The 16,091-nt window shown below is 36.1% G+C and carries 11 protein-coding genes; 7 read left to right on the top strand and 4 right to left on the bottom strand.

From position 1 onward, the window contains the following. Window positions 1-43: 43 nt before the first annotated feature. Genes VFM92_RS15225 through dtd form a run of 5 tightly spaced genes read left to right on the top strand, consistent with a single transcriptional unit; the run spans window position 44 to window position 2,378 of the window. The gene (locus VFM92_RS15225; protein ID WP_325123086.1) at window positions 44-265 is read left to right on the top strand and encodes a hypothetical protein; all 222 of its coding nucleotides are present in this window, start codon (window positions 44-46) and stop codon (window positions 263-265) included. Beyond that, window positions 258-656 carry a YkvA family protein gene (locus VFM92_RS15220; RefSeq protein WP_325123085.1) on the top strand — a complete coding sequence of 133 codons (399 nt, stop codon included), beginning with the start codon at window positions 258-260 and terminating at the stop codon, window positions 654-656. The genes VFM92_RS15225 and VFM92_RS15220 overlap by 8 nt, the downstream gene beginning before the upstream one ends. Before the next feature lie 2 nt (window positions 657-658). Next, window positions 659-1,267, top strand: coding sequence for a thioredoxin family protein (locus tag VFM92_RS15215; RefSeq protein WP_325123084.1), 609 nt, complete (start codon window positions 659-661; stop codon window positions 1,265-1,267). Then, entirely contained in the window at window positions 1,267-1,929 is a 663-nt protein-coding gene (locus tag VFM92_RS15210) for an NAD-dependent epimerase/dehydratase family protein (RefSeq protein WP_325123083.1), read from the top strand. The genes VFM92_RS15215 and VFM92_RS15210 overlap by 1 nt, the downstream gene beginning before the upstream one ends. Further along, a complete protein-coding gene (gene dtd, locus VFM92_RS15205) occupies window positions 1,926-2,378 on the top strand; it encodes a D-aminoacyl-tRNA deacylase (RefSeq protein WP_325123082.1) in 453 nt (150 codons plus the stop codon). The genes VFM92_RS15210 and dtd overlap by 4 nt, the downstream gene beginning before the upstream one ends. A 25-nt stretch (window positions 2,379-2,403) precedes the next feature. Here the strand turns inward: dtd and VFM92_RS15200 are convergent, their stop codons facing one another. The 4 genes from VFM92_RS15200 to VFM92_RS15185 all read right to left on the bottom strand — a co-directional run bounded on the left by VFM92_RS15200 (window position 2,404) and on the right by VFM92_RS15185 (window position 12,643). After that, window positions 2,404-4,629, bottom strand: a complete 2,226-nt coding sequence (locus VFM92_RS15200) for an efflux RND transporter permease subunit (protein WP_325123081.1) — start codon at window positions 4,627-4,629, stop codon at window positions 2,404-2,406. A 68-nt stretch (window positions 4,630-4,697) separates the two neighbouring features. Next, window positions 4,698-6,167 (bottom strand): cryptochrome/deoxyribodipyrimidine photo-lyase family protein, encoded by a 1,470-nt coding sequence (locus tag VFM92_RS15195; RefSeq protein WP_325123080.1) that lies wholly within the window; start codon window positions 6,165-6,167, stop codon window positions 4,698-4,700. A gap of 155 nt (window positions 6,168-6,322) precedes the next feature. Further along, window positions 6,323-9,097: an aconitate hydratase AcnA gene (gene acnA, locus VFM92_RS15190; protein WP_325123079.1), complete on the bottom strand. Its 2,775-nt coding sequence runs from the start codon at window positions 9,095-9,097 to the stop codon at window positions 6,323-6,325. A 96-nt stretch (window positions 9,098-9,193) separates the two neighbouring features. Next, window positions 9,194-12,643, bottom strand: a complete 3,450-nt coding sequence (locus VFM92_RS15185) for a pyruvate carboxylase (protein WP_325123078.1) — start codon at window positions 12,641-12,643, stop codon at window positions 9,194-9,196. A gap of 398 nt (window positions 12,644-13,041) precedes the next feature. Between VFM92_RS15185 and metG the strand changes: the two genes are divergently transcribed. Beyond that, complete coding sequence (gene metG / locus VFM92_RS15180) at window positions 13,042-15,108, top strand: methionine--tRNA ligase (RefSeq protein WP_325123077.1); 2,067 nt, start codon at window positions 13,042-13,044, stop codon at window positions 15,106-15,108. A gap of 174 nt (window positions 15,109-15,282) precedes the next feature. Next, complete coding sequence (locus tag VFM92_RS15175) at window positions 15,283-15,939, top strand: phosphoadenylyl-sulfate reductase (protein WP_325123076.1); 657 nt, start codon at window positions 15,283-15,285, stop codon at window positions 15,937-15,939. Window positions 15,940-16,091 lie beyond the last annotated feature (152 nt).

The raw sequence follows: 16,091 nt of genomic DNA, 5'->3' as shown, positions 1-16,091 counted from the left end.
ATATAGTTAATTCATTAGAAAAAATATAATCGAAAATAAAAATATGAATAATCTACATAAACAGAGCCAAATTAAAGCAAATAATATCAGATTTTGGGTAGGTATCGTAAGTTTAGTAGTGGCTTGGGGCTTATTTATTTATAAAGACCTCTTACACGATCTATATCTTATATTAATTGGCTCATTTACGCTATATACCTTATTTGCCTATATCTGGATGCCAATCCAAAAGAATAAAAAGTTGAAAGAGATAGAAAATGAGTAAGCGACTAAACTACAAAAATGCTTTAGAAAGGGCCTCCAGAGTACTTAAAGATAAGAGATTAAGTCAAAAGCTGGTTAATGAGGCTAAGGAAACTTTAACCAGCAGAGCGAAAGTCTCTGAAAAAATTGGGCAGTTAAAAAATAAAATTGCAATCCTTATTAGACTTGTTAAAGCATATACTAAGGGCACATACAGAGATATTTCTAAAAAAAGTATGCTCTATACTGTAGGTGTATTATTGTATTTCATTACCCCAATGGATATTATTCCAGATTTTATACCTGTATCAGGATTTTTAGATGATGCTTCTTTATTGCTTTGGCTCTACAATCATTTAAGCACAGAATTGCAACAATTCATAGCTTGGGAGAGTAAGCAAGAAGAAAAATAAACATGAATAATTCTACAAAGACATTAAAATCTGAAGCATTTGCAAATGCAATTGACTACCCAACTTATCGTTCACTCATAAAATCTCTATTAAAAGAACAGAAAACTACTGGTTCTAATCATTCTGAATTTATGGTCGCTTATACTTTGATGAATGATAAGCGAATGGACCGATGGGATAAGAAAATCGTGCTGGATGCGGAACTTTCAGAAAAAATAAAATCATTATCTAAAATGAAATGGTTGGTGATTACTGAAGGCTGGTGTGGAGATGCTGCTCAAAATATTCCTTTTCTAGCCAAACTGGCTAATGAAAATACAGCTATTGATTTACGATTCATCTTGCGAGACGAGCATCCTCAAGTTATGGACCAATACTTAACGAATGATGCCCGCTCCATCCCTATTCTCATTTTAATGGATGAGAATTTTAACGATTTAGCCACTTGGGGCCCAAGACCAGAAGCCGTTCAAAATATGGTTATGGAAGCCAAGAAAAACCCGGATTTAGACCAAAACACCTTTATAGAAAGCATTCACAAATGGTATTCTGTGGATAAAAACAAAACTATTAGCCAAGAATTTTACGAACTACTAAATAAAATCAAGTAATGTCAAAAACAGCCTTAATTGCAGGAGCCACTGGTCTGGTAGGAGGCCATCTATTAGATTTACTAATGGAAGATAAAAACTATTCTACCGTAAAAATCCTTACCAGAAGAACCATGGGAGGTGATGATGATAAATTAAAGGAAATCATACTTGATAATTTTGACCAACTGGAAAACCATACCAAAGAGCTTAAAGCAGACGATTATTTCTGTTGCTTAGGAACTACGATGAAAAAAGCGGGGAGCAAAAAAGCTTTCAAAAAAGTAGATTTCGAATATCCGACAACCTTAGCTGCTATAGCGCGGGAAAATAATGCAGCATCATTTCATGCGATCTCAGCGATGGGGGCTGATTCAAGTTCTTTGATTTTTTACAATAAAGTAAAAGGTGAAATGGAAAAAGGTATTGAAGCCATGAAATTGAAAAAGGCATTTATCTTTCGTCCTTCCTTTATTGCTGGAGAAAGAGCAGATAAACGAGCGGCAGAAAAAGCTGCCCTGTGGTTTGCTGATAAATTTGATTTTATTTTCTCCGGACCTTTTAAGAAATATGCGGCTGTTCATGCGAAAACCATTGCTAATGCTATGCTGGAAACAGCAAAAAATGGCAAAGAGACTTTCAAGATAATTCCTTCCGATGAAATCGAACAGATAGGAAAATGATAGCTGTAATTCAGAGAGTAACGGAAGCTTCGGTGACGATTGAAAATAAAGTAAAAGGAGCAATTCAGAATGGCTTAATGATTTTATTGGGTATAGAGGAAGCTGATAATGACGAAGATATTGAGTGGCTTACGCGCAAAATCATTAACATGCGCATTTTCAATGATGAAGAGGGCGTTATGAACAAAAGCCTATTGGATATTGAAGGAGAAATCCTACTTATAAGTCAATTTACGTTGCACGCCAGCACTAAAAAAGGAAATCGGCCATCGTACATAAAAGCAGCAAAGCTTGATATCGCCATTCCACTTTACGAGAAAATGTTGAGCTCAATAGATATGGCCATTCCAACCAAAATTCAAAGTGGAGAATTTGGTGCTGATATGAAAGTGAGTTTGGTGAACGATGGGCCAGTGACGATAATTTTAGATACTAAGGATAAGAAGTAATGATTTGACAGTTGACCATTTCAACTTATTTCTTCAACAGTAAAGGCAACAAAATCAAATCTGTGAGCAGAGCAAAAAGCATAGCTAAGGATAGGAATAAACCTAAATAGAATGTTGTAGCGAAAGATGATAGGGTAAACAAGACAAATCCGCCTATTATTAAAATTGAAGTAATCAGAATAGCCAAGCCAGCGGATTTAAAAGTTTTGATAATGCGCCAAATTGGACTTTTAGCTTTTTGCTGTTTATAAGCACCTAAGAAATGAATGGTATCATCCACAGCAATTCCAAAAGCGACTACAAAAATGATAGCCGTTGTCAATTTTAAAGGGACATCCATAAAACCCATGATTCCAGCTGTGAACAATAATGGAATGAAATTAGGAATCAGACTAATCAAAAGCATTTTGAAGGATTTGAAATAAATAGCTAAAGCAATAGCAATCATCAAAACGGCTAGTAATAATCCTTTCATAAGTTCAACAGATAAGCTTTCATTACTTTTATCTATCAAATACGTGGTGCCTGTAATTCTCACTTTCAAAATATTTTCATCAATTTCTCTATCGATAAATGATGCTAAGGCATGGTTTCGATTTTGGGTATCATGAGAGCCCCATTCTGGAATGAATCCTGCAAACCGGGCATATTGACCGCTTGAATCTACCAGTCCATTCGCAAATCCCCTATTAATTATTGTATTTCGAATTGATTCTTGCTGTTGAAAATCTACTCGATCAGGAAATTCATAATACTTATTGGCTCCACCTTTATCAATCTGATTGGCATATTTTACCAGATCCAAAGGCGATAGGAAGTTTTCAATTCCAAATGAATCTGTCAGGTAAGATTCAATCTTTAAAGCTTCTTTTAGAAAATCATAACCTAAAACATTATCTGATTCCTTAGCAGGTAAAATTGCCATTTCCCAGGGTTTGGATCCTCCAAATGATTTATCCAAATATTCAAAATCATTTCGCACTTGGGAATCTTCTGGTAAATCTTTTAGAAGATATGCATCTGTTTTAAGTTGTAAAAAACCGAAAATTGAAATAACGATAAGAATAAAATAAACTGCAAATATGCCTTTCTTATTTTTAATCAATAACACAGTCCAGTTCTTATAAGGCAGTTTTATGCTTTGCCTTCTGTAATTTTTTCTGATTAAAAGCGGACCAAATAAAAAATTTACTCCAAAAGCTATCAAAACTCCAGCCCCTGCAAAAACTCCTAATTCTCTGATGGGTTGAGTTGGCAAAATCAACAAACTGAAAAAGCCCAAAGCAGTGGTAATAGAAGTTAGGAATGTGGGTGAAAATACTTTTTTAATAGATGATTTTAGTCTTTTCAGGAAATCTCTTTCTTCATTTTGACGGTAAGCATTCACCAAATGAATGGCGTCTGATGTGGAGACAAAAAGAATAATTGGAGGTATTAAAACACTCAAAATGCTTAATTCCACTTGAAGCATCGCCATAAATCCTAGCAAATAAACCAAGGAAGAAATGCTCATCAAGAGAGGCAATAGCATAATGTTGAACGAGCGATAAAGCAACAAAAGCAATATGATTGTAACAGCAATTCCGAGTCCTAAAAACACACTAAAATCTGACCGAATATGATTAATAAAACTTTGCTGCGCTACTAATTTCCCTACTAATCTGTAATCTTTAATGTTGGATTGAGCTAAGCTAGATTTTAAAGAATGGAAAAATTCCTGCTCAGTTTGAGGTGATTTAAAATGTTGGTGATTGAGTTGAATTATTAGCGATTTACCATCTTTTGAAATAAAATTGCTGTAAAGCGGATGCCTCATAATTCTGGAACTATCACTTTGAAGCTTTTTGGAATCCTCAATATGCAATAAAGGGACTGCTGTGATTCCATAAGGAGATTTGATTAGGTGTTTTAAATCAAAAACAGATTGAGTACCCACTAATCCAGTTAAGGTATCTAACTCATTTTTCCATTGCTCTATTTTTGTCAAGAAATCACTTTCAAAAACAGTAGGTTCATTTTCAATAGCGACTAATAAATAGTCATTATCATAACCAAATTTCTCGACATGCTTTTCAAAGAAAACTTTATCCTCATTATCATCTGCAAAGAATTTTTCGAATTCGAAAGCAACAGAAAGCTTAGGGAATTGAGAGACGAAAAAAGCGATACTAATTAGCCAAACGGCATAAAGCATAAAGCGAAATTCCTTCTCCTTAAAATTATTATAAAATTGCTTAGCTAGTTTTTTCAAGTGCTATTAAATTTCAAAACCCAAAGTTAAATAAACGAAGCTTAGGACTCCTTCGGATTGCAAATAAATTAAGGTCTTCTGTTTGCTACTGTATGTTTAGCTAAAATCCTTTTTGATTCTATTTTAACTGCAGGCTCTTTTCGCATATCCCAAATCAATTTTCTAGCCTTTTTTCCTGCATCTTCTAAATCAATTATAGGATTCGGATAGTCTCTGCCCAGTTCAAAATTCAATTCTTTCTGCTCAATGAAATTTAACTTCCATGGTTCGTGAATGAAAGCAGCTGGAATATTTCTCAACTCTGGCACCCAATTTTTGATAAATACTCCTTCAGGATCATGCTCAATGGATTGCTTTACAGGATTATACATTCTGATGGTATTAATGCCAGTCACGCCTGCCTGCATTTGAAATTGAGGATAATGAATACCTGGCTCGAAATCCAGAAATTGTCTTCCCAAATGCAATGAACCTCTTTTCCAGGGTTGCCATAAATGATAAACCAAAAAAGAAACCAACATGGCACGCATTCTAAAGTTGAGATAGCCTGTTTCGGTTACACAGCGCATGCACGCATCCACCAAAGGAAAGCCTGTCTGCCCTTTTTCCCATGCTTCATACAAAATATCATTTTCATTTTGACGGATGTCATTATATCCTCTATTGATGTTTTCAAATTCATAGCGCTCTTCCATTTCAAATTTTTGAATAAAATGACAGTGCCAGCGCAATCGCGACCCGAAATTATTTAATGCACTTTTATTACCATACTCCTTGGCATTCATCATAGACTGAAATACCACTCTCATACTAATATTTCCATAAGCCAAATAGGGAGATAAGCGACTGCAAGATTTTCTTGCCTCCGTAGGTTTACTTATGGTTTTGCTATAGTTTCTATGCCTCTCTTTCAAAAAGCTATTTAAATATTGATAAGCCTTGGCAGTCCCACCTGTTTGTGTAATTCCTTTTTCTCTGGTGACCTTTAATTCTTTTGGATTTTTGATGATTTCAATACCTGAAAGCTCGTTCAAATCTAACCCTTTTAAAGCATTCAAATCATTTTGAATTGCATTTTGAATCATGAATTCATACCATGATTTAGACCAATCTTGTCTATTTTGTCTTCCTCTTTGCAGACCATATTGTTGAAATTCAAGCCATTGTATAGTTTGGCTTTGGCAATATGTTTTTACCTGTAAATCCCTTTCATAAGTTATTCTAATACCTGTTTCTTGGTGGGATAGTAAATACTTGATTTCGTATTTATCTTTAATTGATTTCAGAAAATCAATCACTTCTCCATGAACTTGAAGCAAGGATAAATCAAATTGCTCTAATTCGTTCCCAATTTCTGTTAAGGATTCATCTATAAAATTCCAATGACGATTACTGTAATTTGGTGCAGACAAAAGCCTTGGTTCCCAGGCATAAAAAATAAGAGTAGGCAGACCTAGCTCTGCAGCTTTTTGCAAAGGAGCATGGTCTTGCAATCTTAAATCTCTTTTTAGCCAAACCAAAGCAATCGTTTTTTTCATTTGAAAGGGAATTTGATTTTCGGTTTAAGGGGAAACCTACAGAAAGTCCCTTTGTTTGAAATGGCTTTAACTTTAAAACTGGGAGCATTAAAAAACTGATTTAATGAACCTTCCATCAAATCGGTTTTACTTAAAACTTATTACCTAAAACTTAATTATTTCCTCAAAAAGTCTCTTAATACATATTGCAGAATACCTTTATTTTTATAGTATTCTACCTCAATTTGAGAATCCAGTCTAGCCAATACTTCAAACTTCACTTCTTTTCCATCTGACTTTTTGGCCACTGCTGAAAGTTTCTTTGATGGTGTCAAACCTTCGCTAATACTACTTATCGATATTTTCTCAGAACCGTCCAAACCTAGAGATTCAGCAGTTTCTCCATCTGCATATTGTAATGGTAATACGCCCATACCCACTAAATTGCTTCGGTGGATACGTTCATAACTCTCTGCAATTACCGCTTTGATTCCTAGTAGATAAGTTCCTTTTGCTGCCCAGTCACGGGAAGAACCACTACCGTATTCTTTTCCACCCAACACAACCAATTGTGTATTTTCTTCCTTGTATTTTTGAGCTGCATCAAAAACAGTCATTTCCTCTCCGGAAGGAATGTGTTTGGTATAACCTCCTTCTTTTTCAGCCAATTGATTATTAATTCTCACATTGGCGAATGTACCACGAGTCATCACTTCATCATTCCCTCTTCTGGAGCCATAAGAGTTGAAATCTTTTTTCTCTACTCCTTTATCTTTCAGGTATTTTCCTGCTGGGCTGTCTTCTGCAAAAGCACCTGCCGGTGAAATATGGTCAGTGGTTATGGAATGACCCAATTTTAACAAAACATGAGCTTCCTTTATATCCTGAAAATCTTCAGCTTCGTCACTTATATCTTTAAAGAAAGGCGCTTCTTTGATATAAGTTGATTTATCATCCCATTCATAATCTTCAGAATCAGGTGCTTTCATGCTTCTCCACTGCTCGTTTCCATCGAAAATTTCTCCATAATTCTTTTTGTAAGAATCTGGTGAAAGCACTTTTCTCATCACATCAAAAATTTCGTCTTGAGTTGGCCATAAATCTTTCAGGTAAACTGGCTCACCGTTTACGTCATAACTTAAAGGGTCATTATTTAAATCAATATCTACCCTACCCGCTATCGCATAAGCTACAACCAGCATAGGTGACATCAAGAAATTCATCTTCACATCAGGATGAACTCTGGCTTCAAAGTTTCTATTTCCTGAAAGTACTGAAGAAACCACCAAATCATTCTCTTTTACGGCTTTAGCAATATGTGGCGGTAATGGTCCAGAATTTCCAATACAGGATGTACAGCCATAACCTACAACATGGAATTTTAATGCTTCCAAATCATCCAATAAACCGGCTGCTTCTAGGTAATCTGTCACAACTTTTGAGCCTGGCGCCAAACTGGTTTTTACCCAAGGCTTTACATCCACTCCTCTTTCTATTGCTTTTTGAGCTACTAAACCAGCGCCTAGCATTACGCTTGGATTAGATGTATTCGTACAACTCGTAATGGCTGCAATTACAATCGAGCCATCACTTAGGCTAAACTCATCATTATGGGTTTTAATTTTTACCGTTTTTAAACCATTTCTTTCCTCCTCTTCAATTGCGACATCATCTCCGACTTGTTCATTTTGTTCCTCAGTTTGAGAACCACCTTCTGCATACCATCTGCTGACTTGTCTCTCATTGAATCCAAGATATTTTCTACCGTGTTCTTCTTTGAGTAAGCCTTTAAATTTATCTTCAAATTCCCTTACCAATATTTTATCTTGTGGTCTTTTTGGACCCGAAACTGTAGGTTCAACTGTGCTTAAATCTAATTCAAGAACAGTTGAGTAATTGATTTCATCCTCATTTTCTCTCCAAAGCATATTGGATTTAGCGTATTTCTCCACCAAATCAATTTGCTCCTGAGAACGATTCGTTTTCTCCATATAGGATAAGGTTTGGTCATCTATTGGGAAATAAGTAACTGTACAACCAAACTCTGGAGACATATTTGAAATAGTGGCTCTATCTGGAATCGTTAATTTATCTAAACCTGGACCAAAAACTTCTACAAACTTACCTACTACTCCGTGATTTCTTAATAAGTGTGTAATGGTTAAAACCATATCAGTGGCAGTAGTTCCAAGTGGCAACTCACCAGTTAACTTCAAGCCAATTACTTCCGGCATAATAAAATTGATAGGCTGACCTAAAATAGCAGCTTCTGCTTCTATTCCACCTACTCCCCAGCCTACTACTCCGATTCCGTTGACCATAGGTGTGTGGGAATCAGTTCCTACTAAGGTGTCGGGAAAAACATATCCATCTCTATCGATTACTCCTTTTGCCAAATATTCTAAATTTACCTGATGGCAAATTCCCATACCAGGTGGCACAACCGAAAAATTATCAAAAGCTTTTTGAGCCCACTTCAAAAATTGATAGCGCTCTCCATTTCTTTCATATTCTTTATCTACGTTTTTAGCATAAGAATAATTGGTTCCGAAATAATCCACCTGAACGGAGTGGTCAATCACCAAATCGACAGGAATTAATGGATTGATTTTTTTAGGGTCTTTTCCTTTGCGAACAGCTTCTGCTCTCAAGGAAGCAATATCCACAACTGCAGGAACACCAGTAAAATCTTGCATTAAAACACGAGCAGGTTTGAAGGGAATATCCTTATCTGAAGCTTCCGGTTTCCAGTTTAGAAGCGTTTCGACATTTTCTTTAGTGATGGCAAAATCATCAAAATTCCTTACCGCATTCTCCAACAAAATTCTGATTGAAAAAGGCAATTTATCTATATCATGTCCTTGTTTTTGTAATTCAGTAAGGCTGTAGTATTTAAGCTTTCCTTTTTTACTGTCAAGCTCTTTAACAATTTTGTATGGGTCTTTGTGCATGGTGAAGTGGTTTACAGTTAAATTTTATTTAAAAATAAAAAGGAGGTACTTTTTATAACAATACCTCCTTTATTATACCCATTTACGTTAAAATAGTTACTCCAAACTAATTACCAAATCATCCTGTTGCACCATATCTCCAGATTTTAAGTGAACTGCTTTTACTATTCCTGCTCTTGGAGCGGTAATGGATGATTCCATTTTCATGGCTTCAATCACAAATAAAGCCGTATTTTCTGTCACCTCATCTCCTGCTTTCACTTTAATGGAGGCCAGTTTTCCTTGTAATGGAGCTCCTATTTCATTATCGCTTGAAATTTTTTGATTGGTTACTTTATCGACCTTTGCAGAATTATCTTTTATTTTAACTCTTCTGGTTTGTCCGTTTAGCTCAAATGAAACCGTTCTTAATGCTTCTTCATTAGGTTCAGAGATATAAAGTAATTTGATGATAATGGTTTTACCTTCAGATATCTCCACCAAAATCTCCTCTCCGTTTGTCATACCATAGAAGAAGGCCAAAGTTGGGATATAGCCAACTTCACCATATTGCTGTTGATGCTTGTAGAAATCCTCATACACTTTAGGGTAAAGCAAGTAGGCCAGTAAATCCAATTCATCATCATGTCCATTAAATTTCTTTTTAAAGGCAGTCATTTCCTTTTTGAAATCTATTGGCTCTAGGTGTTTGTTTGGCTTGTCGGTAAATGGCTTTTCTCCTTTTAAAATGATTTTGCTCAATTTTTCTGGGAATCCTCCTACTGGCTGACCTAATTCTCCACGGAATAAATCGACTACAGAATCAGGGAAAGAAAGGGTGTGTCCTTTTTCAAAAATATCATCAGGAGTAAAATTGTTGGAGGTCATGTAAAGCGCCATATCTCCTACTACTTTGGAGGAAGGTGTTACTTTCACTAAATCTCCAAACATTTTATTGACCAATGCATAATTCTTCTTAACTGTCTCAAATTTATTACCTAAGCCTAAAGCATTTGCCTGTGGCCGTAAATTTGAATACTGTCCACCCGGGATTTCATTATCGTAAATTTCTGCAGTTCCAGCTTTTAAACCAGACTCGAATGGATAGTAATACTCTCTCACATATTCCCAATAAGTGGAATAATCATTTAAAGAATTGATATTCAATTTCAGCTCTCTCTCATGCCCTTGCATAAAACTAGCTACAGAATTAAAATTAGGTTGGGATGTCAAGCCTGATAAACTCCCCAAAGCAACATCCACTACATCCACACCAGCTTCAATGGCTTGCAAATAAGTAGCTGATTGCACAGAGGAAGTGTCGTGCGTATGTAAATGAATCGGCAATTTGATTTCTGATTTCAAGGCGGAGATCAGTTCTTTAGCGGCATAAGGTTTCAACAAACCTGCCATATCTTTGATGGCAATTATATGAGCGCCTTCATTTTCCAACTGCTTTGCAAAATCAACATAATAATCAAGCGTATATTTCTTTTGCTTTGGGTCTAGGATATCGCCTGTATAACAAATCGCAGCTTCAGCTATAGAATTGGTTTTTTCCCTTACCGTTTTAATGCTGACTTTCATCGCTTCCAGCCAGTTAAGAGAATCAAATATCCTGAAAATGTCAATTCCAGTATCTGCTGATTTCTCTATGAATTTTTCAATCAAATTATCAGGATAAGCTTTATAGCCGACCGCATTGGAGCCTCTCAACAACATCTGCAACAAAACATTAGGCATTGCCCTTCTGAACTTCGCCAATCTCTCCCATGGGTTTTCATGTAGAAAGCGCATGCAAACATCAAAAGTAGCACCACCCCATACTTCCATTGAGAATATTTCTGGATTGTTCTTAGCATATCCTTCTGCTACTTTCATCATATCGATGCCACGCATCCGCGTTGCTAATAAGGATTGATGTGCATCACGAAAAGTAGTATCGGTATAATGAATGGCTTTCTCTTTTTTCAGCCATTCTGAAAATTTTTCTGGTCCAAGTTCCGTTAGAATATTCTTAGTCCCTTTAGGATAGGTTCCATATTTATCATAATCAGGAATAGTAGGATGACGGAAACTTTTATTTGCATCTTTAAACTTGACATCTGGGTGTCCATTGACGCTGACATCGGCTATATATCGAAGTGTTTTAGTTCCTCGGTCAAATTTCTGATTAATTTGAAATAAATCAGGATTTTCATCTATAAACTTGACGGTGCATTCGCCATTGTAGAATGTAGGATGAGAAATCACATTTTCAAGAAAGCCAATATTGGTTTTCACTCCTCTAATTCTGAATTCGCGTAAGGCTCTATTCAATCTTTGAGCAGCCCCTCTTAAAGTTCTACCATGAGAAGAAACTTTCACCAACATGGAATCAAAGAATGGTGAAATATTCACTCCTGCATATGAGCTTCCTTCATCTATTCGGATACCAAAACCACCTGCATTTCTGTAGGCTATGATAGTTCCATAATCGGGCTTAAAGCCATTTTCAGGATCTTCTGTAGTGATTCTACATTGAATAGCAAAACCGTTACAAGTAACATCATCTTGGCTTTGAATAAAAATCCTTGGATCGTCCAGAGCATGGCCTTTAGCAATTAATATTTGAGATCGGACAATATCTACTCCTGTGATTTCTTCTGTAATGGTGTGTTCTACCTGAATTCTTGGATTGACCTCAATAAAGTAGATGTTTTCTTCCTTATCTACCAAAAATTCAACTGTACCCACATTATTGTAATTAACCTGACGTGTGATGGCTAAAGCATATTCATACAACTTATCTTTGGTTTCCTGAGAAAGATTGGCTGAAGGTGCTACTTCCACCACTTTTTGAAATCTTCTTTGAACAGAACAATCACGTTCATACAAATGAACAATGTTGCCATAATTATCTCCCATAATTTGCACTTCTATGTGCTTAGGATGGTCTATATATTTCTCAAGGAAAATTGTGTCATCACCAAATGCGTTTCCAGCTTCACTTTTAGAATCTGAGAAAGCCGTTTTCAGCTGATCTTTATTCTGTACCACTCGCATTCCGCGACCACCACCACCGGCAGCGGCTTTCACCATAATGGGATAGCCAATTCTTTCCGCTTCTTTTAAAGCAGTTTCCGTATCTACTAAATCAATTTTACTGTCTTCAATAATGGGAACACTGGCTTTAACCGCAATATCTTTGGCTCTTACCTTATCGCCCAGAGCGTTCATAACTTCTGGTTCAGGTCCTACGAATATTATTCCTTCCTCTTTACATCTTCTGGCTAATTTTACATTTTCAGAAAGGAAACCATAACCAGGATGGATTGCATCAACGCCTTTATGTTTGGCAAGGCTGATGATTTCTTCAATATCCAAATATGGCTTAAGCGGATCATCATCTTTTCCGATTTGATAAGCTTCATCTGATTTATATCTATGCAGCGAATATCGGTCTTCATAAGTGTAAACCGCTACCGTTCGGATTCGAAGTTCAGATGCGGCACGAAGTACACGAATTGCAATTTCTCCTCTGTTTGCTACTAATAGTTTATTGATTTCAAAAAGTTTAGTTGTCATATTGATGTTTTGTATAGTCTGATTTTTGGCTTTTAATTTAAGGATGCTGAATATAAAAAGGGATAACGAGAATGGGAAGGAAATTGATTGGAAATTGAGTTTTTAAGTTAATATAGCGGTAATTACAGATATTATATTTTACAGTAAATCTAAATTCTAGATATTTGAAAATAACCAAGTTTATTTTCTATATGTTCTTTTGTGGTAGTAATTTACAACTGTTAATAGGAAAAGCTAACATAACTATTTACCACAACAGAAACAAAAGAAAACAAAAGGAATTTCGCTCTAGCGAAAAACTCTTAAAGGAAATTTCCTGAAGTTAAAAGCATTGAAGACCTTCATTCTGTTGCTCTAAATCCTCCTAACTTTCCTATATTTGCCACAAATTACAAGCAATGCAAAAATTGAATAATAGATATACCATTACCGCGGCATTACCTTATGCTAATGGACCTTTACATATTGGGCATATAGCAGGCGCTTATTTGCCAGCTGATATTTTCGTGCGCTACCTGAGATTGCGAAAAAAAGAAGTAGCTTTTATGTGTGGAAGCGATGAGCACGGTGCTGCCATTACCATTCGAGCTAAAAAAGAAGGCATTACGCCCAATGCCATTATTGATAAATACCATGAATTAAATAAAAATACTTTTGAGAAATTCGGAATTGCTTTTGATATGTATCACCGAACTTCTGAGCCTTCTCATCATGAACTTTCTCAAGAGTTTTTCACCAATTTATATGAAAAAGGTGAATTTGAAGAGCGTGAAAGTGAGCAATTTTTTGATGCTGAATTCAATCAGTTTTTAGCAGACAGGTACATCACAGGAACTTGCCCTAAATGTAATAATCCTGGAGCATATGGAGACCAGTGCGAGAAATGTGGAAGCTCATTAAACCCAACTGATTTGATTAAACCGGTTTCTACTTTAAGTGGGAAAAAACCAGAGTTAAAAACTACTAAACATTGGTTCCTGCCATTAGATAAATATCAGGAATGGATGGAAAAATGGTTGATTGAAGGCAAAAAAGGTCAGTGGAAATCGAATGTTTATGGACAGTGCAGTTCTTGGCTAACCCAAGGGTTACAAGCCAGAGCCATGACTCGCGATTTGGATTGGGGTGTGGATGTTCCACTTAAAGGAGCTGAAGGAAAGAAATTATACGTTTGGCTAGATGCTCCTATCGGTTATATCTCCGCCACCAAACAATGGGCAAAAGACACAGGAAATGATTGGGAGAAATTCTGGAAGAAACAAGCAGACCCAAAAGACAACAGTACGCTAATTCATTTTATAGGGAAAGACAATATTGTATTTCACTGCATCATATTCCCAGTGATTTTGCATGCGCATGGAGATTACATTTTACCTGAAAATGTACCTGCCAATGAATTTTTAAATCTGGAAGGAGATAAATTATCGACTAGCAGAAATTGGGCGGTTTGGTTGCATGAATATTTGGAAGCATTCCCAGGCAAAGAAGATGTTTTAAGATATGCGTTGGCAGCAACACTTCCAGAGACAAAAGACAGTGAATTCACATGGAAGGATTTCCAGACTCGAAATAATAGTGAGTTGGTTGCTATTTTTGGTAATTTCATCAATAGAGCGGTGGTTTTAACGCATAAATATTATGATGGAACAGTACCGGAAAGAGGTGAATGGTTTAAATACGATAAAGAAATCTTAGATGAATTGAAAGGTTACCCTGATTTGATTGAAGAGAAAATCGTGAATTATAAATTCAGGGAAGCAATGGCCGCTATGATGGAATTCGCCCGTTTGGGAAATAAATATTTGGCCGAAACGGAGCCTTGGAAATTGCAAAAAGAAAATCCTGAAAGGGTTAAAACTATTATGAATTTGGCTTTACAGATTGCCGCTAATTTGAGCATTGTTTGTGAACCATTCTTGCCATTTACAGCAATGAAATTAAGAAAGATGTTGAATATTGAAGCACTTGAATGGGATTTAGCAGGAAGTGTGGATTTATTGAAAGCAGGGCATCAAATCAAAGAAGCAGAATTATTATTTGAAAAAATTGAAGACAAAACAGTGGAAGAACAAGTCAATAAATTAGAAGAAGCCAAGAAAGCTAATGCTGGCGGAAGCCCTAATGTTGCTCCGATGAAAGAGGAAATCAAATTCGATGATTTCATGAAAATGGATATGCGTGTAGGCACTGTTTTGACTGCAGAAAAAGTAAAAAAATCAAACAAACTTTTAAAACTGACTATCGATACTGGCTTGGACAAAAGAACTATCTTAAGTGGAATAGCAAAGCATTTCAAAGCTGAGGAAGTAGTAGGCAAGCAAGTGACTGTTTTAGTAAACCTTGCACCTAGACCCATGATGGGAGAAGTTTCTGAGGGAATGGTATTGATGGCAGAAGATTCAGAAGGGAATTTGCAGTTTGTTCAGCCGGGAGCGAATGTGAATCCGGGAAGTACGATAGCGTAGTGTGTAATAGGTAGTGAGTAGTGAGAAATGGTACGAAAGAGATTATTTGAAATTGAGTTCAGGGTTTTAAGTTTTAGGTTATAAGTTAAAAAAACGCTCATTAAATCCTGAAGGAAAGTAATGTTATTGGCTCAAATCTCAATACTCAATACCAAGTACTGAATACTAAAAATTATGACTTTTAAGGAATTAGAACATAAAATCAAGCAATACCAAAAAGAAGGAAAGAAGTATTTCACTACTTCTTCTTTTCAATCGCACAGTTTGGTATTATTGCACATGCTCAGCAAGATTGATGCTGATATTCCTGTTTATTTTATCAATACTGGCTATCACTTTCCTGATACCGTAGCTTTTCGAGATAAAATCATGGCGGATTTTGGATTGACTAATCTAGTGGATTTAAAACCTCTTACACCAAAAAACATGCAGCGTGATGCTGATGGAAAAATGTTCTTCACTTCTGACCCTGATTATTGCTGCTACCTCAACAAAACCCAACCTATGGATGCGGTATTAATGCAAAATGATATTTGGATAAACGGAGTTCGTGCCGACCAAAGCAAGACCCGCTCAGCCATGAAAGAGGTACAAGCAGCTCCTCACGGAACTACCCGCCTCCACCCTATGCTGGACTGGAATTCCAAAATGATTCATGATTACCGAAAGGAATTCCAATTACCAGAACATCCACTTGAAGTCAAAGGCTATTTTAGTATCGGTTGCGAGCCGTGCACCCGAAAATTTGATTTGGATATGCAGGAGCGAGAAAGTAGATGGTATGGGATGAATAAGACCGAATGTGGATTGCATACTGATTTGATTAAGTAAAGTCCTACATTTATTTAGTCGACCCTTAAAAACTAATTAATACATTGATTATCAATTATTTAATTAATAAAAAGCTTTGATTTTTTTGCAAGTTTTCGTATTTTCCTGACAGAAACCTTGCAAATATTGATGCATGAAACCCATTAAAAAAG

The sequence above is a fragment of the Marivirga sp. genome (assembly GCF_035704835.1).
GTDB lineage: Bacteria > Bacteroidota > Bacteroidia > Cytophagales > Cyclobacteriaceae > Marivirga.
The sequence above is the reverse complement of the archived record's forward strand: the minus strand, read 5'-3'. Positions and strand labels throughout refer to the sequence as shown.

Coding starts and splice junctions, on each gene's coding strand:
- VFM92_RS15175 (WP_325123076.1), top strand. CDS start 15,283: ATGACTTTTAAGGAATTAGAACATAAAATCAAGCAATACCAAAAAGAA.
- VFM92_RS15195 (WP_325123080.1), bottom strand. CDS start 6,167: ATGAAAAAAACGATTGCTTTGGTTTGGCTAAAAAGAGATTTAAGATTG.
- VFM92_RS15220 (WP_325123085.1), top strand. CDS start 258: ATGAGTAAGCGACTAAACTACAAAAATGCTTTAGAAAGGGCCTCCAGA.
- VFM92_RS15185 (WP_325123078.1), bottom strand. CDS start 12,643: ATGACAACTAAACTTTTTGAAATCAATAAACTATTAGTAGCAAACAGA.
- metG (WP_325123077.1), top strand. CDS start 13,042: ATGCAAAAATTGAATAATAGATATACCATTACCGCGGCATTACCTTAT.
- VFM92_RS15210 (WP_325123083.1), top strand. CDS start 1,267: ATGTCAAAAACAGCCTTAATTGCAGGAGCCACTGGTCTGGTAGGAGGC.
- VFM92_RS15215 (WP_325123084.1), top strand. CDS start 659: ATGAATAATTCTACAAAGACATTAAAATCTGAAGCATTTGCAAATGCA.
- VFM92_RS15225 (WP_325123086.1), top strand. CDS start 44: ATGAATAATCTACATAAACAGAGCCAAATTAAAGCAAATAATATCAGA.
- dtd (WP_325123082.1), top strand. CDS start 1,926: ATGATAGCTGTAATTCAGAGAGTAACGGAAGCTTCGGTGACGATTGAA.
- acnA (WP_325123079.1), bottom strand. CDS start 9,097: ATGCACAAAGACCCATACAAAATTGTTAAAGAGCTTGACAGTAAAAAA.